The sequence below is a fragment of the Adlercreutzia agrestimuris genome (assembly GCF_943193125.1).
GTDB classification, from domain to species: domain Bacteria; phylum Actinomycetota; class Coriobacteriia; order Coriobacteriales; family Eggerthellaceae; genus Xiamenia; species Xiamenia agrestimuris.
Genome location: NZ_CALPCX010000004.1, coordinates 123,490 through 144,637 on the forward strand (window position 1 = coordinate 123,490; position 21,148 = coordinate 144,637).

Below are 21,148 nucleotides of genomic sequence, written 5' to 3' on the forward strand. Positions count from 1 at the left end.
AAACAGTAAAAGGAGGAAATTGTGGAACTGACTCTCGCTCTTTCTGCTCTGAAGCTTGTGGGCTATGGCCTTGCAACGTTCGGTCCGGGTCTGGGCATCGGCATCGCTTGCTATGGCTGCTGCATGGCTTCTGCTCGTCAACCGGAATTGGCTGGTCGCCTGTTCACTAACTTCATCATCGGTGCTGCTCTTGCTGAGGCATTGGCACTCATCGGCTTCGTTCTCGCATTTATCGTGTAACTTCTGGCCTTTATTTGCTGTTGCCGCATAAGGCTTATTAGGAGGTTACCACGTGAAAATGAGAGCGAAAAAAGCATCAACCCGCTTGGGCGCGCTCGTGTTAGCCGCAGGCTTCACGACGTTTGCTTTCCCTGCGCTCGCGTTCGCAAGCGAGGAGGAATCTGCTGGCATTTCAGCTATTTTGCCTGACATGCTGGAGTTCATCCCCATGCTTGTGGCCTTCATCATTTTGCTCATCATCTTAGGTAAGTTTGGCTGGCCGAAGTTTGAGGGAATGCTGGAGAAGCGTGAGAACACCATCAAGGATGCTCTAGAGAAATCAGAGCAAAATCGTATTGAAAGCGAACGCGTGCTTGTTGAATACAAGCGCCAGCTGGATGAGGCAAAAGACCAAGCTTCTTCAATTGTTGCAGAGGCACGCAAGACCGGCGAGGCAGTGCAAGCTGACATCACCGCGAAAGCACAAGCTGAAGCTGCTGCTATGATTGAGAAGGCTCATGCCGCTATTGAGGCGGAGAAGAAAAGCGCATTGGCAGAGCTGCAAGGCTCTATGGCTGACCTGTCAGTGGCTGTTGCTTCAAAAATTATTGGCGAGGATCTTTCTGACGAAGAGCATCGCAAGATTATTGAACGCTACGTGAAAGAGGCGGGTAGTTTCAATGCCGAATAACCGCCGCATTCAAAAGGAAAAGATCGCCGCGTACGCTACGGTGCTGATTGATACTGCTTATGAGGCGGGTGGTCAGGATAAGGTTCTGATCATTCGCGATCAGTTTGAGCGTATTTTGGGTATCGTGCGTTCGCAGATGGATCTATCCAATGCAATGGAGAGTAGCTCTTATACGCCTGAGCAGAGGAAAACGCTTGCGCGCGAAGTTTTCGCCCAAGCCGATCCGATTCTCGTAGAGGTTTTGGCCATTATGGCTGAACGCGGGGATTTTGCGTTGCTGTCGCGCGTATGGGATAGCTACAAAACTGAACTGGAGCGCAAACTTGACGTTGTGGTTGTTGACGTAACAACCGTCGTAGAGCTTGACGATCATTTGCGCGAAGTCATTATTAACAAAACGCAAGCCGATCTGGGACATACTGTTGTATTGCGCGAGCATATCGACAAATCCCTGCTCGGCGGCATATTGATGAGTGCGAATGGCCGCCGCATTGACGCTAGCGTCGTGTCGCAGCTTGAACACGCTCGCAACGTGCTTAAAGACTCAACAGATGGAGGTGAATGCTAGTGACTGAAATCACCGCAAAGTCTATTGACGAGGCACTGCGCAAACAGCTTGATGCCCTTGGTACGAGCGTGGAGTCCCGCGAGGTTGGCACCGTTATCCAAGTTGGCGACGGTATTGCGCGCGTTGATGGTCTTAAAGACGCAATGGCTGGTGAGCTTTTGGAGTTTACCAACTCTGAGGGTCAGACTGTTTATGGTATGGCTCAAAACCTTGAGGAAGACGAAGTTGGTGCCGTACTTTTAGGTGACGTTACGGCAATCAAAGAAAACGACACCGTCAAGACGACCGGCCGTTTGGTAGAGGTGCCTTCTGGTCGCGAAATGCTTGGTCGTGTTGTTAATCCGCTCGGTATGCCGATTGACGGCAAAGGCCCCATCAAAGCTGATGGTACTCGTCCGGTAGAATTCAAAGCTCCGGGTGTTATTTATCGTAAGCCTGTACATGAGCCGATGCAAACGGGTATCTTGGCAGTAGACGCCATGATTCCGATCGGTCGTGGTCAGCGTGAGCTCATCATTGGCGACCGTCAGACAGGTAAGACTGCTATTGCTATTGACGCCATCATCAACCAAAAAGGCAAGGATATGATTTGTATCTATGTTGCCATTGGTCAGAAGGCATCTACTGTAGCAGGTGTTGTTGAGACGCTTGAGAAGTATGACGCAATGGATTACACCATTATCGTTAACGCTTCTGCATCCGACTCAGCTCCTATGCAATACATCGCCCCGATGTCTGGTGCTGCAATTGGTGAGTACTTCGTCTATAACGGCGAAGATGGTAAGCCCGCAGGCCCCGAGAACAAGGGTCGCGCTGTCTTGATCGTGTACGACGACCTGTCTAAGCAGGCTGTTGCTTATCGTCAGATGTCATTGACTCTTCGTCGTCCGCCCGGACGCGAAGCTTATCCTGGTGACATTTTCTATCTGCATTCACGCTTATTGGAGCGCGCAGTTAAGATGTCTGATGAGATGGGCGCTGGCTCAATGACCGCTTTGCCGATCATTGAGACGCAAGCAGGTGACGTATCTGCCTATATTCCGACTAACGTAATTTCTATTACCGACGGTCAGATTTATTTGCAGACCGACCTTTTCTTCCAGGGTCAACGTCCTGCAGTTGACGTAGGTATTTCAGTATCACGTGTAGGTGGTTCTGCTCAGGTGAAAGCTATGAAGCAGGTAGCCGGTACGCTTCGTCTTGACTTGGCGTCCTATCGTGAATTGAAAGCATTTACGCAGTTTGGCTCTGACCTTGATAAGGCAACGCAAGACCAGCTCAATCGTGGTGCTCATATGACCGAGCTGCTTAAGCAAGGCCGCTACAACCCGATGCCAGTAATGGATCAGGCAGTAGCTATCTTTGCTGGTGGACATGGTTATCTGGATAGCATTCCTGTTGAGGATGTCGTGCGCTTCCGTGGCGAGCTTATTGATTATCTCCATGCTTCAAAGCCTGAGATTTTCGATGCGCTGAACAAGGAGCAGAAGTTTACTGACGAAATTGAAACCGACCTAACCGCAGCTATTGAGGCTTTCAAGCTGCAGTTTGCGGCGTCGGCGTAAGGCAGGTAGACGTATGCCAAACCTTCACGACATAGAACGGCGTATCAACTCTGTCTCCTCGACGAAGCAGATCACGCGTACCATGCAAATGGTTGCGGCCGCTAAGATTCGTCGCGCAAATGAGCGCGTTGAAGCTTCCACGCCTTATGCCAATTCCATGGTAGAGATGTTGGCCAATGTTGCCATGCGTGTAGGTGGCTCTGAAAATGCGTTGTTGCGCACGCATGATGAGGTTAAAAATGTTCTCATCATTGCGATTGTGTCTGACCGAGGTCTTGCTGGTGGCTTTAATACTAATGCGTTGCGCCAAATGGAGCGACTCATGCACGAAAAGCAAGCAGCGGGTGCATCGGTTGAAGTAATTGCGTGTGGTAAAAAGGCAATCGGATACTTGACTTATCGTCATGTCAATCCGTCGCTGTCTTTTGCGAACTTGTCAGCTGACCCCACAATGGATGAGGCTGCACAGATCTCTGCTTACGCAATTGATGGATACGCAAAAGGAACAATTGACGAAGTGTATCTCGTGTATAACCACGCGAAAAACGCTGCCGAGCAGCAACTTCGCCAACAAATTGTTCTTCCAGTGGATACGTCGGTATTAGACAAGAACACAAAAGCTGTTGAAGCTGACGAAACGCGACTTGAGGGTGATACCATCTTTGAGCCAAGCGCTGAGGCCGTTCTTGATCATCTTTTGCCTTCGTATGTGCGTACTACCATCTATCAGGCGCTGATTGATTCAGCTGCTGCTGAGCAGGGTGCCCGTCGTAACGCCATGATGTCTGCGACGGACAACGCCACCGAGATGGTCGAAACATTGACCAGACTGTATAACCGCGTACGTCAGGGCGCTATCACGACCGAGATTTCGGAAATCGTTGGTGGCGCGGCTGCTTTGGAGGAATAAATGGCTGATCATATTTATACAAAGGAGGAGCTTGAGGCCACACGTGGCGGCGTCGGACGCATTGTTCGTATCGTCGGTCCTGTTGTGGACGTAGAGTTTGCTCCTGCCCAAATGCCGACGATTTACAATGCACTTACGGTGCAGGCTAAAACGCCGGCGGGTGACATCAATGTAATGCTTGAGGTTGAAACTGAGCTTCCGGGCAATATTGTTCGCTCTGTTGCTATGAGTTCAACTGATGGTCTTGTTCGCGGCCTTGAGGTTCAAGACACCGGTCATCCTATCATGATGCCGGTAGGCCCTGAAACGCTTGGTCGTATTTGGAACGTTATGGGCGAGCCTGTTGACGAGAAGCCCATGCCGCCTGTTAAGGGTTATATGCCCATCCACCGTCCGGCTCCGGCATTCGACGATCTGTCAACTCAGACCGAAATTTTTGAGACGGGCATTAAGGCAATCGACCTCATTGAGCCCTTCGTAAAGGGTGGTAAAACGGGTCTGTTTGGTGGTGCTGGTGTAGGCAAAACCGTTATCATCCAAGAGCTCATCAATAACCTTGCTCAAGAGCATGGTGGTACTTCAGTATTCACCGGTGTAGGCGAGCGTACTCGTGAGGGTACAGACCTTTACTTGGAAATGAGCGAGTCTGGGGTTATCAATAAGACCTGTCTGGTATATGGCCAGATGAACGAACCGCCTGGAGCTCGTCTTCGCGTTGGTTTGGCTGGTTTGACTGAGGCTGAGTACTTCCGTGACCAGGGTCAAGACGTTTTGTTGTTCGTTGACAACATCTTCCGCTTTACTCAGGCTGGTTCAGAGGTATCTGCTTTGCTCGGTCGTATGCCTTCTGCTGTAGGCTATCAGCCCACGTTGGCTACTGAGATGGGTGACTTGCAAGAGCGTATTACTTCAACCAAGGAAGGCTCAATTACGTCAGTGCAGGCAGTTTATGTTCCTGCTGACGACTTGACCGACCCGGCTCCTGCAACGACCTTTACGCACTTGGATGCTAAGACCGTTTTGTCTCGTGGCATTGCTGAGCTTGGTATTTATCCGGCTGTTGACCCGCTTGAGTCAACGTCACGCGCTCTTGATCCGTCAATTGTTGGCGAAGAGCACTATCGTGTAGCAACAGGCATCCAAGAGCTGCTGCAAAACTACAAAGATTTGCAAGATATTATTGCAATTCTTGGTATGGACGAGCTTTCTGAAGAGCAGAAGCAAATCGTTAACCGTGCACGTAAGGCACAACAGTTCTTTGGTCAGTGCTTCCATGTTGCTGAGCAGTTTACTGGCTTGCCGGGCAAGTACGTAAAGCTTGAGGACACCATTCGCTCCTTCGCTGCCATTTTGGATGGCGAGTGCGACGATATCCCCGAGCAATGCTTCCGCCTGAAGGGCTCTATCGAAGACGTCTACGCAGCCTATGAGGCTATGCAGAAGAAGGAAGCATAAATGGCTAGCTTTATGTGCGACATTGTCACGCCTGATGCAAAGCTCGCATCGGTTGAAGCCGAGATGGTTGTAGTGCCAGGCGCCGAAGGCTCGATGGGCTTTTTGGCGGGACACGAGCCGCTGGTATCGGTGCTTTCAGATGGGGAAGCACGCATTAAGGCCGCTGGCTCAGGTGAGACCAAAAGCTATGTGCTTCAAGGTGGTTATGTTGAGGTTTCCGCTGATAAGGTAATTATTTTGGCTGATCGTGCGGTTTCCTCGGATGAGATTGATGCAACCGCAGTGCGCGAAAACCTTGCTGTTGTTGAGGGCAAAATGGCTTCTCTTACAGCAGAGGAGATAGCAAAAACAACACTTGCTTCTGACAAGGTTTGGTACGAGACGCAATTGCGCGTCGTCAATGCGGCATAGTTAGCACAGCGCGAACGCGTGCAAGTGCTAAAGAACGTGGATCATGCGGTGGCCATTGGCAACGCGATGGCCATACGTTAAATCGACATAGTCTCTGCTTAAAGGGGGCGCTATCGCAAGATGGCGCCTCTTTTTTGTGAGAGCTGCTGGCGCTGTTGTTGCTGTCGGCGCCGCTAGCGCGCAATAGCTAGCGTGCAATAGCTAGCACGCAATTGCCAGCACGCAATTGCCAGCGTGCAATAGCTAGCACGCGGTAGTCAGCGCGCAAAGGCTAGCGCGCAATATGCAAATCGGGCGCAACCCGTCATCTCGGGTAGTGGCTTATGACCTGGGGAAACAATGCAAAACCGCAGGTCAGACAACATGGCAGGTTGTGCCCGAAATGTATGAAAATCATACAAATCGGGCACAAGTTGCCACAGTAACACACGAGCTCTGAACTGGGAAAATAAAGCATTACACCTGGTCAGCGCCTTTGGCAGGTTGTGCCCGAAATGTATATGCTCAAACAAACGAAAACCCGGATCACGTGATCCGGGTTTGATTTGGAGGGGCGGGGAGGTGTAGGCGATTATCGCCTTAACTCATCGTGCAACTACTTGCCTGCATATTCGGCAGCTTGCATGCCTGCAAGGCGACCAGAGCTGTAGGATAAGCCGCTCATAGTGCCACCTACCACATAGTAGGGGCGACCATACAGGCTACCGTTTTCAACGCCAGCAATATAGAGGCCATCCACAACAGAGAAGTCCTCTTTGAGTGCGCGGCAGAACTCGTCGGTGCGGCATCCGCCAGCCGTGTTGAATGCAGCAGCGTTGTACTGGAACACGTGAATTGGGCCGTCAGTGTCTAGAGCCTTAAGCATTTCTGCACGCTTGAAGAATTCGGTATCGTTGCCGGTTTCGCAAAAGCCATTGTAATCGGTGATTGTCTGCTCAAGGTTAGTGAGGTTGAGTTCTTTAGCTGCATCGGCGACGCTGTCGAAAGTCCATGCCCAACCATCAGACTCTGCATTGGATACTAATTCGTCAAAGCCTTCAATAGGGTTCGAATAGAGGAGGAGACCGGACATCCAGCATTCGGGATTACCCATATAGCCATAATAGCCGCCTTCTTCGGTGTTTGCTTTAAAACCAGCCTCATCAAAAATGGCAAAGTATTCAGGGACACGGAGAAGTGGTTCGCCACCATAGGACATTGAGGCCATTGCAAGATTATATTCGTTCATAAAACGGTTGCCCTGCGGGTTAACCAGAAGTCCACCATAGAGCGCAGGCATGCACGCCGGGTTAAACCAATCTTCGTTTTTGATGTTGCCGCCAACGATGTCTGAAAGGCCCATGGTGTCGATACTTTCGCGATAGGCGCCAGCAGCTTTTGCAATGCGGATACCATAACCAGTTTGATAAGGGCTTGAAAGCTTGGCAATCTGGTTGCCGAAAGACTGATCCATCTGCTCCTCGTCAAAGAGAAAGCCGCCGCAAGCAAGAACGGTTGATTTGCCTTTATAGTCAATAACGGTGTCGCCTTGCTTGGCCTTTACGCCAGCGAAAACACCATTTTCCATGATGGGCTCTTGAGCTTCAGTTTCATAAACAAACTCGACATCATACTTGTCGGTAATGTAGTCTTGCATAACTTGACCTTTGTTCTCGGTGCCGAAAAGATGCACGTCAACAATGCCAATGTCATAACGATCAGCGCCTGCCATCATTGCAATGCCCATGTCTTCGAAGATCTCGATATTGCTCGGCATGAGATCAACGCAGCTGCGCAAGAGACGCAAATTAGGCATTCCGTGAATGAACTCAGCCATGTAATTGAACAGCTCGCCGGTGGTAATGGTTTCTCCCATTTCTTCAACGTACTTCGTTTCAACAGCGCAGGTTCCTGAAACCATAGAGCCGTTAGTTGCAACGGCGTTTGGGCTGTTTGAAATAACCACTACTTTTGCACCCGCTTTGCCTGCTTCTAAAGCGGCCATCATACCGGCTGCGCCTGCGCCAACAACAACGACGTCGGCTTCGACAGTTTGAGATGCGGCGCCTAAGCCGCCTTCTGCTTGGGGAGCATCAGAAGTTTCTGCACCTGTCCCGTCGGCTGCGCTGTCGCTTGAGACTGCAGACGAGCAGCCTGCTAACATACCAAACCCAGCGGCACCTACACCAACGCCGAGTGCGCCGGTTAAAAAGCCGCGACGGGTAAGCCCGCGCTCTGAAGTCTGCTGATTGTTGGTAGAGTTGTGCTGTGCCATGTTTCCCTCCTTGTGTCTTTCTGACATGACAACGATGCACTGAACTGTATCAACGCGCATTAAATAAGTAAAAGAGTGGTTTGGCATGACATCATAAGATTTTTTTATAAGGCGAAGTCAGGGCCGCATTATGCGTCATGATTGGTTGATGTTGCGAAGGAAAGAAAGCGCAACAAGGCGGGGTTTGTGTTGTGTTTCGCAAAAATCCATCCAAGATCAATGCGGGGTGTAGGATTGCGCACAGATAGGGCATGTATTCCAGGTGGTAGGATGGGAACGAGTGAAGCCGGCGCAAGTTGTACACCCAGATTGAAGGCAACCATAAAAGCCGCCATATCCTGGTCATCAACAAAGTTTGCCGAAGGGAAAGTGGATGAGTTTATGGTAAGCGTCTCCTCGGAGGAGGATTGCTGGCCTGATAACTGATCGGTGGAGCTTTCGCCAGCAAAAAAGTTGGGCAATTTGCGAAGCTCTTCAAAAGACACTTGGGCGCGCTGAGCCAGATAATGATCTGAGGCAACCAAAAGGCAAAGCTCTTCGTGAGCAACAAATAAGGCATCGAGATCATCAAAACAGGTGGCATTCGAGAGAGCTGAATAGGCCGCATCATAGCGCCCTTCAAGCAGTTCTCGATGCTGATTGTTATCATTGACGCGCGTAAAGGTAAAGTTGACCTCAGGGTGAAGTTTCATGAAGTCCTTTACTACCTTCAGGTCGTTGAGCTGGGTAAAACCTGACACACCGAAAGTTAGCTGCCCCGAAAAGCCTTGTGAGAGGGCGCGACCTCGTCTGACAGAAAGCATATGGTCTTTGTAAAACTTTTGAGCGTCTTGGTGATATTGCAACCCTGCAAGAGTGAGCTTAGTGGCTCCTTTGCCGCGTTCGAAAAGCTTAAAACCAAGTTCGGTTTCAAGCGCCTTGATTTGTTGGCTTACGGCAGGCTGGGCTAAGTGAAGCTGCTCAGCAGCTTTGGTAAACCCACCTTGATCAACAATGGCAAAAAAGCATTCAAGTTGTTCGGTTCTCATACCCGTCTCCTTCGGTGCATGATTATAGGGTACTAGCTTGTGGTTTGTTATGTGAATGTTTGGCATGAGGGCGAACCGAGTTGAGTGAAGAGACCGAAAAGCGAAAAACCATTGGCGCAAATACCTCAGCAATTCGCTTTGTGTGTTCTCCAAAAAACCATCGTTTGTTCGCGTGTGCTTCAACGCGCAACGAGGTTGAACCTGCTAGAATAGCCAACGAGAAATCTTACTTGAGACACCTTTTATTTACGGGGCACTTATGGCATTTGTACATTTACATAATCACACTGAATATTCCCTGCTTGACGGCTTAACACACATCAAAGACATGGTGAGACGCGCTGCTGACCTTGATATGCCAGCCATTGCGGTTACCGACCATGGCGTGATGAGCGGCGTGCCCGAGTTGTGCGCTGCTTGTGATGCTGTAGAGGCTGAGACAGGAAAACGCGTTAAGCCGATCTATGGATGTGAGGTGTATTTCACCACCGACGAAAGCTTGCGCAAAGACGTTAAGCCAAAGTTATATCACTTGCTTTTGCTTGCAAAAACCAATGAGGGTTATCACAACCTTCTTCACCTGGTGAGCGAATCTCATGTGGACAACTACTACTACAAACCTCGCACCACCTTTTCTATGTTGCAAAAATACGGAAAAGGTCTGATAGGCTCTTCGGCTTGTTTAGCTGGTATTGTTCCTAAGCTCATTGATAATGGGCAGTTTGACGAAGCTGTTGCCTGGGCAAATCAGCTTGCAAGTTGTTTTGAGCCTGGTGATTTCTATATTGAGTTGCAAAACCAAGGCATCTCTACGGACGGCGGTTTGACGCAAACGCAACTCAATCATGAGCTCACACGCGTTGCTCAGGCTGCTGGGCTAAAAACCATTGCTACCAATGACTTTCACTATCTCACGCAAGAAGACGCTCGCGCGCAAGATATTTTGCTCTGCATTGGTATCGGTCGTATCCTCAATGATCCCGATCGTATGACATTTCCCAACGATCAGTTCTATATGAAAACTGAAGAGGAAATGCGCGCCGCGATGGCAGACTTTCCAGAGGCATGTGATAACACAGTCGAAGTTGCTGAAAAATGTAACGTTGAACTTGAACGTGATTCAATTCTGCCGCGTTTCCCCTTGCCTGAAGGAGAAACGGAAGAGAGTTATTTTAAGAAGCGCGTTCAGCAAGGTTTGGAATGGCGTTACGGAACACCAGTTCCAAAAGAGGCGCAGGATCGTGCTGATTATGAGATGGGTGTCATTATCCAGCAAGGATTTCCTGCATACTTTTTGATCGTGCAGGAATACATTGACTGGGCACGCTCGCATGGTATTGGTGTGGGTCCTGGACGTGGTTCTGCTGCAGGTGCAATCGTGGCATATGCTATGGGAATTACCGATTTGGAGCCGCTTTCAAATGGCTTGCTGTTTGAGCGCTTTTTGTCGCCCGAGCGCGTTGAGATGCCCGATATTGACGTTGACTTTGAGCAGGGTAGACGAGAAGAAGTAATTGACCACATCAAAGATGTGTATGGTGAAGATCACGTTTCGCAGGTAATCACCTTTGGTACCTTGCAAGCAAAGAATGCTGTACGAGACGCCGCTCGCGTACTTGATTATCCTTATGCAACGGGTGATAAGATCTGCAAGATGATCGGCAACGAGTTGGGTATTACCATCGACAAAGCTCTTGCAAGCAATCCTGATTTGGCGGCAGCTTACAAAAACGAAGAAGACGTGCGGACAGTACTTGATGCAGCGCGCTCCATTGAGGGGCACGTACGTGGCGAAGGTGTTCATGCCTGCGCTACGATTATTTGTCGCGACCCTATGTCTGATCATGTTCCCATGAAACGCGACACCAAAGGTGGCGGCATCATCACACAGTATGATGGTCACTACACACCTGATCTTGGACTACTTAAGATGGACTTCTTGGGTCTGAGAACCTTAGACGTGTTGTCTATTGCATGCAAAAACATCAAGGAGCGCTTTGGGATTACGATTAAACCCGAAGAAATTCCAACTGATGATGAAAAAGCTTTCAAGCTCATGCAAGCGGGCAACATGGATGGCTTGTTCCAGGTTGAAAGTGCGTTGTATGTCAGCCTTTTCTCGCGTCTCCCACCAACACGCTTTTCGGATATTGTTGCATCAATTGCTTTGAACCGACCCGGTCCTTTGGAGTCAGGCATGGTTGATGACTATGTCGAAACTGCGTCTGGCAGAACAGCGGTGCATTATTACGACGATCGCTTGCGACCTATTCTTGAGGAAACGTATGGCACCATGGTCTATCAAGAGCAGATCATGCAGATCTCTATGGCTATGTCGGGCTTTTCTGCCGGTAAAGCAGACAAGCTTCGTAAAGCTATGGGTAAAAAGAAGCTTGATGTTATGCGTGCGCTCCAAGAGGACTGGAATAAGGGTGCAGTTGAAAACGGCTTTTCGCTTGAGATTGCTAAACAGATTTGGAATGACGCTGAGAAGTTCGCTAAATACGCGTTTAATAAATCGCATTCAGCAGCATACGCTATCTTGGTTATGCGCACGGCGTATCTTAAGGCGCATTATCCCAATGACTATATGGCAGCTGTGTTGACCAGCTACATGGGTAATACCGATCGTTTGATTCGCTATATTGCGAGCTGCAACCATAATGGAACGCCTGTTTTGCCACCAGATATCAATGCGTCGAATGCTGAATTCACCCCTGTAGATGAGGGTATTCGTTTCGGTTTGGTTGGCGTGCGTGGTGTTGGTAAGAACGTTGCCGATGAAATCATCGCCGAGCGCAACGCAAACGGTCCTTATACCAGTCTGCACGATTTTGTGGGACGACTTGATGCGAAATGCTATAACCGCAAAACGCTTGAGTCGCTGATTAAGGGTGGAGCGTTTGATTCAACGGGGTACACGCGTAAACAATTGATGTATTTTGTTGATGAAACACCACTACTTGAGACAGCTTCAAAGCGCCAAAAGGATCGCGATGCAGGACAAACTTCACTCTTTGACCTGTTTGCTGACGAGCCTGAAAGTGGTTTTGTGGAAGAAGTGCCACCGCCTGATGGGGTTGAATGGCCAACGCGCCAGCTTTTGGCGTACGAGAAAGAGATCATGAAGATCTACGTTTCTGATCACCCGCTTCGTCCTTATGAGAGCCAGATAACCAACATGACGAAGTATCAGCTTGGAACGCTTGCTGAGTCTGAAGATGACATAAAGTCAGCTACCTTTGTTGGAATGATCTCGAATGTTGTGGTGAAGTTGACCAAGCGTGGCAACAAGATGGCTACGTTTACCCTTGAGGATACAACAGGTCACGTTGATTGCATCTGTTTTGACTTTGATAAGTTTGGCGCTGCCATTCAAGATGATGCGATCGTGAAACTTAAAGGTTCGTTTGAACATTCAGACCGTGGAAACCAGATCAAAGCGTATGAGGTTATTCCACTTGAGATTGCTGATGAAGATGAGAAGCCGCACTACTTTGAGCTGCACATCAACATGTCGGACTTTGACCAAAACGCTTCCATGAAGCTGAACCGCGTGTTGAAGGAACATCCTGGGCGTGATAGGGCAGTGCTTTTTGTAAAACAAGCTGACGGGCGAAACTTCCGCGCAGAATTGCCTTTATCGGTAAATTCCCAGCATCCGCTTTTGCACGCAAAGATCCAGGAGCTTTTTGGGTCTGCTGTATGGAAGGCCTCTTAGGATGACAGATACGTGCGGGTGTTCTGGTCAGCAGACCGCAGTGCTCACCGTTGCTTATAACGGTGAGCCGTTCTGCGGATTTGCTAAGCAGCCGGCACAGCTCACCGTTCAAGGTAATATAGAGGAAGCATTAGCGCTTTTGTTGCGTCGAGATGTGGAGACTACGTGTGCAGGACGCACCGATTCGGGTGTCCATGCTATTGGTCAAGTAATCAGTTTTGATACGACGGAAGAGGAATTTCGTAGCCGAGATCCTCAGAAGTTCATACGTTCATTAAACGCGCTCACTGATGAAAATGTGATTGTGAAAGAGCTTGTTTTTAAGCCGTCTGGCTTTTCTGCGCGCTTTGATGCCCTTGCGCGTGAATACCACTATCACATTTATTCAGGCCCAACCCCTCCGCTGTTCGTGAAGGATTTTGCTTGGTATGTTCCGGGCAATCTTGATGTAAATGCTATGAGATTAGGGGCAAAATACCTGATCGGGGAGCATGACTTTAAAAGTTTCTGCAAAGCCGTCTCTGCTCAAGACAAGCCGACGCATCGGTGTATTTTTGACATCACCATTGAAACGCAGAAGGTGTTTGATGAAGAAGTGCTTACTATTGTGGTGGTAGGCAACGCGTTTTTGCATTCAATGGTACGTACTATAGTTGGGACACTGGTAAGCGTTGGTTTGGGTCGCAGAAAACCTGAGTGGGTTGGTGACGTTTTGGCTGCTTGCGATAGGAATGCGGCAGGCGAGACGGCTCCTGCGAACGGATTGGTGTTTTGGCATGTTTGTTACTAACATGTTAGAATGAGCCATCCGCAGATAAGGACGCTACGGACAAAACGCTACTTAAACGAGGAATTATGTTCGGAAAATCCGCACAAAAGCGAATTATTCGCGATATTGATAAGATCGTCTCACTCAAAGAAGATCTTGATGCCCTTTCATGGGGTCGCGTTCACGAAATCGGACGAGCGCTTTTATCTGATATAGATCAGAAAGAACAAAAGGCGCTGGGTGCTGAACTTATGAAGATAGCACAAGCTAACACCAGCATGTATTCGCGCATGGGTGTTATGCCTTTTACTGAGCAAATGTTAGAGCAGGCCACTCATCACTCTGTTGAGGACACAGCACAATCTGCGCATTCATCATCGACATCCGAACAATTCGCACCCAAGCAGTCTTCTGCCACAGTCGGCAAAGAGCTTGGTGGTGAAGCAGGGGCGGTTTCGTCAAACTTAAAGGGTGCTACTCAGGATTCCCGCGAGCATGTAGGTGAACAAACCCAAGCTGGTGCATGTTCTTCGAGTCAGGCAACAGAGCGCGTTGTTGAAGATGAAATTGTACTTCCTTCTGGCATGACGGTGATGGAGGGCGGTCTTGTAGAGGCTGCTCTTGAGCATCCTGAACAAATAGAAGCTCCTTTGAGTACTGATACCGCGCACCCGCTTGATGAAAAAACAGCAGAAGAGCTAGGGTTTGCTCTTGATGAGGTGGAGGACTTCTTTGGCACTGGAGCTCCCGTATTTGAGTTTCCGGCAACGCCGGTAGGTGGAAAAGTGCGCATTGAGCTTACCCCTGTTTCTGAGGTGAACAAGGCTCGAAGTGCAGAGGCAGAAAAATCTGATGCAAGAGAGACGCAGAAACACACGCCGCTTGCGAGCACGGCCGAGACTCCTGTTTTAGAGGAAGCCGCTGAGCGCGTTATTGTAGAAAATGCTACACAACAGATCAATCATCAGCTTGAAAAGATCCCCGTATCTCAAATTCGTCGCGACAGTTTTGGGCGATTCCATCATCTCTATGAGAGTCGTGATGGTGCATTGTGTGTCTTCCAAGACGAGATGGGACATTTGGTTTCGGTCAAGTCGTCTCGGTTGGTCTAATCTCAATCAGGATAACACCCGGGCATAAAAAAAGACTGCGGCTCGCAACGTGTGCGTTTCGCAGTCTTTTTGCTTAATGCGCTGTCTTTTTCTATGCTGCAGGTTTATCGGGAACCGTTTGATCAACGAAATAGATCTTGTACCACATCAAAAACATGTAGATAATCCAGATCTTTCGCGATCTGTCTGCCCCAGCTTTATGTTCGTCAAGAAGTGCTACCAACTCATCGGTGTTGAAAAACTGCGCAGCAATATCATCAGTAAATGCTGTTTTGACTTGGTTGTAATACTGATCTTGTCGAAGCCAATTCACCACAGGCACCGGGAAACCAAGTTTTTCTTTTTGCGCCCAATCGCGGGGGATAGCGCGTTCGGATGCAGCACGCAGCGGAATTTTGGTTTGCGAGCCATCCAGTTTTTGGGCGGTGGGTATAGTGCGTGAAAGATCAAAAACGCCTTTGTCCAAAAACGGAACTCGGCTCTCAAGCGAATGCGCCATAGACATTTTGTCGGTTTTGAGCAAAATGTCACCGACGAGCCAAAAATAAAGATCTACATATTGCATACGCGCTGTTTCGTCTAAAGATGCCACTTCCGCGTAGTAGGGCGCAGTAAGTTGTTGAGGGGTTGGTGGTATTTCAGCGTCAGCTGCACGCTTGCCTTTGCGTAAGCGCTCGCGTTCAGCAGGAGTGAACGCTACGCCGTTGGCATTTGTGTAATACCAGTCTTCTGCAGTCTCGCTTGCGCGCTCAAGGTAATTTGCGCCGCGAATGCCAAGGTTGCGGGCAAGTTTTGAAGCGCCGCGTAATAAAGGCTTTGGAACCCAATTAAGCTTTGCATTAGAGAAAGGTGTTTGATAAATACGATATCCTGCAAAAAACTCATCGGCACCTTCGCCCGAAAGCACAGCTTTAACCTGTTTGGCGGCAAGCTGATCAACGAAATAAAGCGCAACTGCCGAAGGGTCAGCCGACGGTTCATCCATATGCCATTGCACGCGAGGTAGACTCTCCCAGTATTCTGCTTCCGAAATATGCTTGGAATCATTTGATATTCCTAGTTCAGAAGCTAGTTCGCGAGCCCATGAAATTTCATCGCGCTCGCCTTCGTACTCAGCAAACCCAACCGTAAATGTCTTAATGGTGGGGTTTTCTTGCGCAAGGCAAGCTGCCATATAACTAGAGTCAATTCCGCTGGACAAAAACGAACCGACTTCAACATCAGCAACGTTGTGATAGCGAACTGACTCATGGAGTGTCTTGTCGATAGCATCAACGGTATCATCGAACGAACGATTGGTGTCAAAGGTGTAGGTGGGAATCCAATAGCGACGCAGCTTAATGGTGCCTGTTTCGTCAACCTTTAAGCAGTGAGCTGGGGGAAGCTTGTAGATACCTTTAAAGAATGTTTCATCAAGTGCTGAGAACTGAAAGCAAAGATACTGTTCAAGAGCTGATTCATTCAGTTTGCGCTCGTAAGCGGGGTGCTCAAGAATGCATTTAATTTCGGACGCGAAAATGAATTGACCATTGACAAGGGTATAGTAAAACGGCTTGATGCCAAAAAAATCGCGCGCGCAAAAGAGTTCGTGAGTGAGTTTGTTCCAAATGGCGAAAGCAAACATGCCCCGCAGCTTATCTAAAACCTCTTCACCCCAGGCAAGATAGCCAACAAGCAAGACCTCGGTGTCAGAGTTGGTTTCAAACACCCAGCCTTGCGACTCAAGTTCAGCGCGAAGGTCTTGATAGTTGTAGATCTCACCGTTAAAAACGATGGCGAAATCACCCTTGGCGGCCGCATCTTGGTCTCCTGCACAGGGGCGTCCTTGCCCATCAAGGGCGGGTGAAGTGATTCGAGATACGTGATCGGCGTTTTCGCGCACCATGGGTTGGTTGCCGCCAGCAAGGTCAATGAGAGAGAGGCGACGGTGCCCCAGGGCAATACCCTGGTCAAGATAGCAGCCTTCGCCATCAGGACCTCGGTGTGCCATGATGTCGCACATTTTTTTGACAATGGGTTGATCCGCCTGTGTTGCATGAGTAAATCCGCAGATGCCGCACATGAAAAAGTCTCCTTGAGATGTAACTATTACGCGCAAACGACGCGTTGCTTTGTGAGTTGTCGTATTGCCTTATAATAACGCGTTATGCAGTGCCTGCCTGCTTCCTTGCCTTTGAGGTCACGGGAAAAACAGGGGGCGTGCATGATTTTATGATACAAGGAGCATTTTCGTGGCATTAACGCTAGATAAATTACCAATCGGCAAAACGGCAACGGTCACCCGGGTGGGAGGAACAGGCTCTCTTCGCCAGCATCTGTTGGATATGGGTATTATTCCTCATGCTGATATTACTATGATCAAGCATGCACCAATGGGTGATCCAGCGCAGGTCCGTATCCATGGATACGAATTGACGCTACGCTTGGCTGATGCCCAGAAAATAGAAATTGATCAGGTGCGCGATGAGGCTCCTGTTACCTCTTATGACTTGGCAGCACATGATCGTGATCTTGACTTTGAGATCAACAATCCGCTTTATACCCAAACGGAGCATCCGGGGTTGGGCGAGCGTGGCAAATCGCACGATCGTTCTACAGAGCGCCCTTTGTCTAAAGACGAGACGCTCACCTTTGCATTGGTAGGCAATCAAAACTGTGGCAAAACCACGCTTTTCAATCAGTTGACTGGTTCAAACCAGCATGTTGGCAATTTTCCAGGTGTAACAGTGGATCGCAAAGATGGCTGCATTAAGGGTCATCCGCAAACCTTGATCACTGACTTACCTGGTATTTATTCGATGTCTCCTTATTCAAGCGAAGAGGTGGTAACGCGCGAGTTTTTGCTCGGCGAGCCTGCTTCGGTCAAGGGGACAGCCAAAGGCGTAACAGTAGCCTTTGACGCAGCGCTTCGTCCAAAAGGCATCATTAATATTGTTGATGCTACTAATATTGAGCGAAATTTGTATCTGACTATGCAAATACTTGAACTGGGAATACCAATGGTTCTTGCGCTTAATATGATGGATGAGGTTGAAGGTAACGGGGGAACCATTGAGGTTAATAAGCTTGAGGCTGCTTTGGGGATCCCTGTGGTACCGCTTGTTGCAGCAAAAAATGCGGGAACAGCAGAATTGGTAGATCACGCCATTCATGTAGCGCGCTTTCAAGAGCCGCCTTTAGTACAGGACTTTTGCTCGCCTGCAGATCATGGGGGAGCAGTGCATAGATGTTTGCATTCGCTTATGGCGCTTATTGAGGACCATGCACAGCGCGCAGGTATTCCTCTTCGATTTGCTGCAGCTAAGCTTGCCGAAGGCGATGAAATGGTCCAAAAGCGTCTGTGTCTTGATACAAATGAGCTTGATGCTGTGGAGCATATTGTGGCACAGATGGTCCAAGAGCGTGGTCTTGATCGTGCAGCTGCCATTGCTGATATGCGCTATCAGTTCATTGAGCGCGTGTGTTCACAGTGCGTGGTTCGCCCTCGTGAGAGTAAAGAGCATAAAAGATCTTCGCAGATAGACAAAATTTTGACGGGGTCGTGGACGGCAATTCCCGCATTCGTCATCATCATGGGACTGGTTTTCTGGCTAACCTTTTCTGTGATCGGTGCATGGCTTTCTGATCTTTTAGATAGCGGAATAAGCGCACTAAGCGATGTGGTTTCTTCCATTTTGGCTCAGGCGAATGTCTCTGATGTCCTTCAATCGCTTGTCATTGATGGCATTTTCAATGGTGTGGGTTCGGTGTTGAGCTTCTTGCCCATTATCGTGACGCTTTTCTTTTTCCTTTCGCTTTTAGAAGATACCGGATATATGGCACGCGTGGCATTTGTGATGGACAAGCTTTTGCGTCGCATTGGATTGTCGGGCAGATCTATTGTTCCTATGCTAGTTGGGTTTGGCTGTACGGTGCCAGCAGTTATGGCCAGCAGAACGCTTCCATCTGAGCGAGACCGCAAGATGACTATTCTGCTTACGCCCTTCATGAGCTGTTCAGCAAAATTGCCTATCTATGCATTCTTTTGCGCGGCGTTTTTTCCTCAATATGCCGCTTTGGTTATGATTGGTCTTTACTTCGGCGGAATAGTTATGGGTATTGTAGTTGCGCTTGTTATGCGCAAAACGATGTTTGCGGGCGAAGCGGTTCCTTTTGTTATGGAGCTTCCAAATTATCGTTTTCCCTCTCCGCGAAATGTATGCCAACTGTTGTGGGAAAAGGCGAAAGACTTTCTTGAGCGTGCATTTACTATCATCTTTTTGGCAACTATTGTCATTTGGTTTTTGCAGACGTTTGACTTTGGTCTCAACGTGGTCGACGACGGTCAAGGCTCTATGCTTGCAAGCATTGCTGGTTTGATAGCGCCTGTGTTTGCGCCGCTCGGTTTTGGTGACTGGCGTGTAACAAGCGCTTTAATTACCGGCGTTATGGCAAAGGAAAGCGTGGTTTCTACCTTGTCCATATTGTTTGGCAGTACACAAGCAATTGTAGCTTCCATGAGTCTTTTGACTGCAGGTGTTTTTTTGGTCTTCTGTTTGCTGTATACGCCATGTGTTGCTGCACTTGCATCGGTCAAACGAGAGCTTGGAACTAAATGGATGTTGGGGGTTGCTTTGGGGCAGTTGCTCCTTGCTTGGGTTGTAGCCTTTGGTGTGCGGGTGCTGGGAGAGGTATGCTTAGCGCTCAATCTTAATGTGCCAACTGTTGTGCTTGGTATTGTGGTGGTATTTTTGGCATGCTGGGCACTTATTCGCGTGGTTGGCAAAAAGCGCACTGGTCGCGGGGCGTGCGGAAGCGCTTGTGGCTCGTGCACTCTTGATTGCGGTGAGCGCGTAGTAGAAAGCATGCATGCGAAAACACAGGAAAAAGATCAAAAAGGCTCAGCTTCTTCTCAATAAGAGTTTAGATTTGATACCATCTGCGGTTGCGGGTGGCTCGTTGCATGATGCGAGCATTGATGTGTGCTTAGGTGCATTTATACTTATGCATTTGGGATTACAGGAGAGAACACGTTCGTAAGGAGGCGAATATGGAAGAAACAGCAGCACCAGCTCGTTCTAAATGGTCGGGTCGTTGGGCGTTTATTCTTGCTGCTGCAGCATCTGCTGTTGGTTTGGGCAATATGTGGCGATTCCCGTATCTTGCAGCGAAATACGGTGGCGGTGCATTCTTGCTGGTCTACATCATTTTGGTGGTGACGTTTGGTTTTGCTTTGATGATGGCAGAAACGGCACTGGGACGAATGACGGGTCAATCTGCTATTGGTGCATTTCGCACTTTTGGTAAAAAGTACCTGTTTATTGGTGTGTTAGCCAGTGCGGTTCCTTTTATTATCACGCCGTATTATGCCGTTATTGGTGGTTGGGTGACCAAATATATGGCCGCCTATATCTTTGAAGGCGCAGATGCTTTGGCGGGGGACGGTTATTTTACCGGCTTCATTTTGAACAACCCTGAGACGTTTATTTGGATGGCAATCTTCATCTTGCTCGTTGTTGGCGTTGTTGCTTTGGGTGTCAAAAATGGCATTGAGCGCGTTAACAAAGTGCTCATGGTGCTTTTGATCTTTATGGCTGTTGCCATTTCGATCTTTTCGCTTACGTTGCCTGGAGCCTTAGAGGGTGTTGCATATTATCTCGTTCCAGACTTTTCTAAGTTCAGCGTGGAGATGATTGTTGCCGCAATGGGGCAGATGTTTTTCTCTCTTTCGTTGGCAATGGGCATCATGATTACCTATGGTTCTTACTTCGACAAGAAAGAAGACCTGGAGCATTCGGTTCGCCGTATTGAGCTTTTTGATACTGGTATAGCCATTTTGGCTGGCTTTATGATCATTCCGGCTGCTGTTGCGGTGCAAGGTGGTGCTGACGTTGTTGCTAACAATGCCGGTCCTGGTCTCATGTTTGGCATCTTGCCGCAAGTGTTCCAGGGTATGGGTTGGGCTGCTTCGGTTATCGGCTTTGTTTTCTTTGCACTCGTTTTCTTTGCTGCTTTGACAAGCTGTATTTCTTTGTTCGAGACGCTTGTGTCTATTGTTGCCGACGGCGCTCATCTCTCACGTGCTCTTTCTATTGTAATTTGTGCAGTATTTGTACTTGGTGTGGGCACGTTAGTTAATATGGGTTACAACAACTTGTTAGACGTTGACTTAATGTATACGATATTTGGTATTGGTGAATATCAAGATTCGCAGCTGCTTGACTTCTTCGACTTTATTTCCAACACCATCTTGATGCCAGTTGTAGCACTTTTGACCTGCATCTTTGTTGGTTGGATTATTAAGCCTAAGATCATCTTGACCGAGGTTCGTCAATCAAGCGAATTTAAATCAGCGAAGTTGTTTACCGTTATGATCAAATATGTTGCTCCGGTATTTGTTGTTGTAATTTTGGTTGCCTACATTATGGCCGCAGCAGGCATAATCGTTTTATAGGACTCAAAGGAA

Annotated in this window: 15 protein-coding genes; 12 read left to right on the plus strand and 3 right to left on the minus strand. The window is 48.7% G+C overall.

The annotated features are described in order from the left end of the window. Positions 1-21: 21 nt before the first annotated feature. From atpE to atpC, 7 genes are read left to right on the plus strand one after another with little or no spacing between them, the layout of a single operon-like run. Positions 22-240, plus strand: coding sequence for an ATP synthase F0 subunit C (gene atpE, locus NFR28_RS07405; protein WP_275556979.1), 219 nt, complete (start codon positions 22-24; stop codon positions 238-240). Positions 241-292: 52 nt separating this feature from the next. Beyond that, on the plus strand, positions 293-910 hold the full coding sequence (gene atpF, locus NFR28_RS07410; protein WP_251179193.1) for a F0F1 ATP synthase subunit B: 618 nt from the start codon (positions 293-295) through the stop codon (positions 908-910). Further along, a complete protein-coding gene (gene atpH, locus NFR28_RS07415; RefSeq protein WP_251179194.1) occupies positions 900-1,478 on the plus strand; it encodes an ATP synthase F1 subunit delta in 579 nt (192 codons plus the stop codon). The genes atpF and atpH overlap by 11 nt, the downstream gene beginning before the upstream one ends. Beyond that, a complete protein-coding gene (gene atpA / locus NFR28_RS07420) occupies positions 1,472-3,043 on the plus strand; it encodes a F0F1 ATP synthase subunit alpha (RefSeq protein WP_251179195.1) in 1,572 nt (523 codons plus the stop codon). Before atpH ends, atpA begins: the two co-directional genes overlap by 7 nt. Before the next feature lie 13 nt (positions 3,044-3,056). Further along, positions 3,057-3,953, plus strand: a complete 897-nt coding sequence (gene atpG / locus NFR28_RS07425) for an ATP synthase F1 subunit gamma (protein ID WP_251179196.1) — start codon at positions 3,057-3,059, stop codon at positions 3,951-3,953. Continuing rightward, the gene (gene atpD, locus NFR28_RS07430; RefSeq protein WP_251179197.1) at positions 3,954-5,408 is read left to right on the plus strand and encodes a F0F1 ATP synthase subunit beta; all 1,455 of its coding nucleotides are present in this window, start codon (positions 3,954-3,956) and stop codon (positions 5,406-5,408) included. Further along, entirely contained in the window at positions 5,409-5,819 is a 411-nt protein-coding gene (atpC, locus tag NFR28_RS07435) for an ATP synthase F1 subunit epsilon (RefSeq protein ID WP_251179198.1), read from the plus strand. Positions 5,820-6,414: 595 nt separating this feature from the next. Here atpC and NFR28_RS07440 read toward each other — a convergent pair. Together NFR28_RS07440 and NFR28_RS07445 are read right to left on the minus strand one after the other, a co-directional pair. Continuing rightward, positions 6,415-8,073 (minus strand): FAD-binding protein, encoded by a 1,659-nt coding sequence (locus tag NFR28_RS07440; protein WP_251179199.1) that lies wholly within the window; start codon positions 8,071-8,073, stop codon positions 6,415-6,417. Positions 8,074-8,201: 128 nt separating this feature from the next. After that, a complete protein-coding gene (locus tag NFR28_RS07445; RefSeq protein ID WP_251179200.1) occupies positions 8,202-9,101 on the minus strand; it encodes a LysR family transcriptional regulator in 900 nt (299 codons plus the stop codon). A 259-nt stretch (positions 9,102-9,360) separates the two neighbouring features. Between NFR28_RS07445 and dnaE the strand changes: the two genes are divergently transcribed. From dnaE to NFR28_RS07460, 3 genes are all read left to right on the plus strand, one after another. Further along, on the plus strand, positions 9,361-12,822 hold the full coding sequence (dnaE, locus tag NFR28_RS07450) for a DNA polymerase III subunit alpha (protein WP_251179201.1): 3,462 nt from the start codon (positions 9,361-9,363) through the stop codon (positions 12,820-12,822). A 1-nt stretch (position 12,823) separates the two neighbouring features. Next, positions 12,824-13,612 (plus strand): tRNA pseudouridine(38-40) synthase TruA, encoded by a 789-nt coding sequence (gene truA / locus NFR28_RS07455; protein ID WP_251179202.1) that lies wholly within the window; start codon positions 12,824-12,826, stop codon positions 13,610-13,612. Positions 13,613-13,677: 65 nt separating this feature from the next. Next, positions 13,678-14,703, plus strand: coding sequence for a hypothetical protein (locus NFR28_RS07460; RefSeq protein ID WP_251179203.1), 1,026 nt, complete (start codon positions 13,678-13,680; stop codon positions 14,701-14,703). Positions 14,704-14,794: 91 nt separating this feature from the next. On the opposite strand, the gene asnB is transcribed toward NFR28_RS07460, so the two are convergent. Beyond that, positions 14,795-16,765: an asparagine synthase (glutamine-hydrolyzing) gene (gene asnB / locus NFR28_RS07465; protein WP_251179204.1), complete on the minus strand. Its 1,971-nt coding sequence runs from the start codon at positions 16,763-16,765 to the stop codon at positions 14,795-14,797. Between the two features lie 169 nt (positions 16,766-16,934). Here asnB and feoB point away from each other — a divergent pair, with 169 nt between their 5' ends. Together feoB and NFR28_RS07475 are read left to right on the plus strand one after the other, a co-directional pair. Further along, positions 16,935-19,601, plus strand: coding sequence for a ferrous iron transport protein B (gene feoB, locus NFR28_RS07470; protein ID WP_251179205.1), 2,667 nt, complete (start codon positions 16,935-16,937; stop codon positions 19,599-19,601). Positions 19,602-19,732: 131 nt separating this feature from the next. Then, entirely contained in the window at positions 19,733-21,136 is a 1,404-nt protein-coding gene (locus NFR28_RS07475) for a sodium-dependent transporter (protein ID WP_251179206.1), read from the plus strand. The last annotated feature ends 12 nt before the right edge of the window (positions 21,137-21,148 follow it).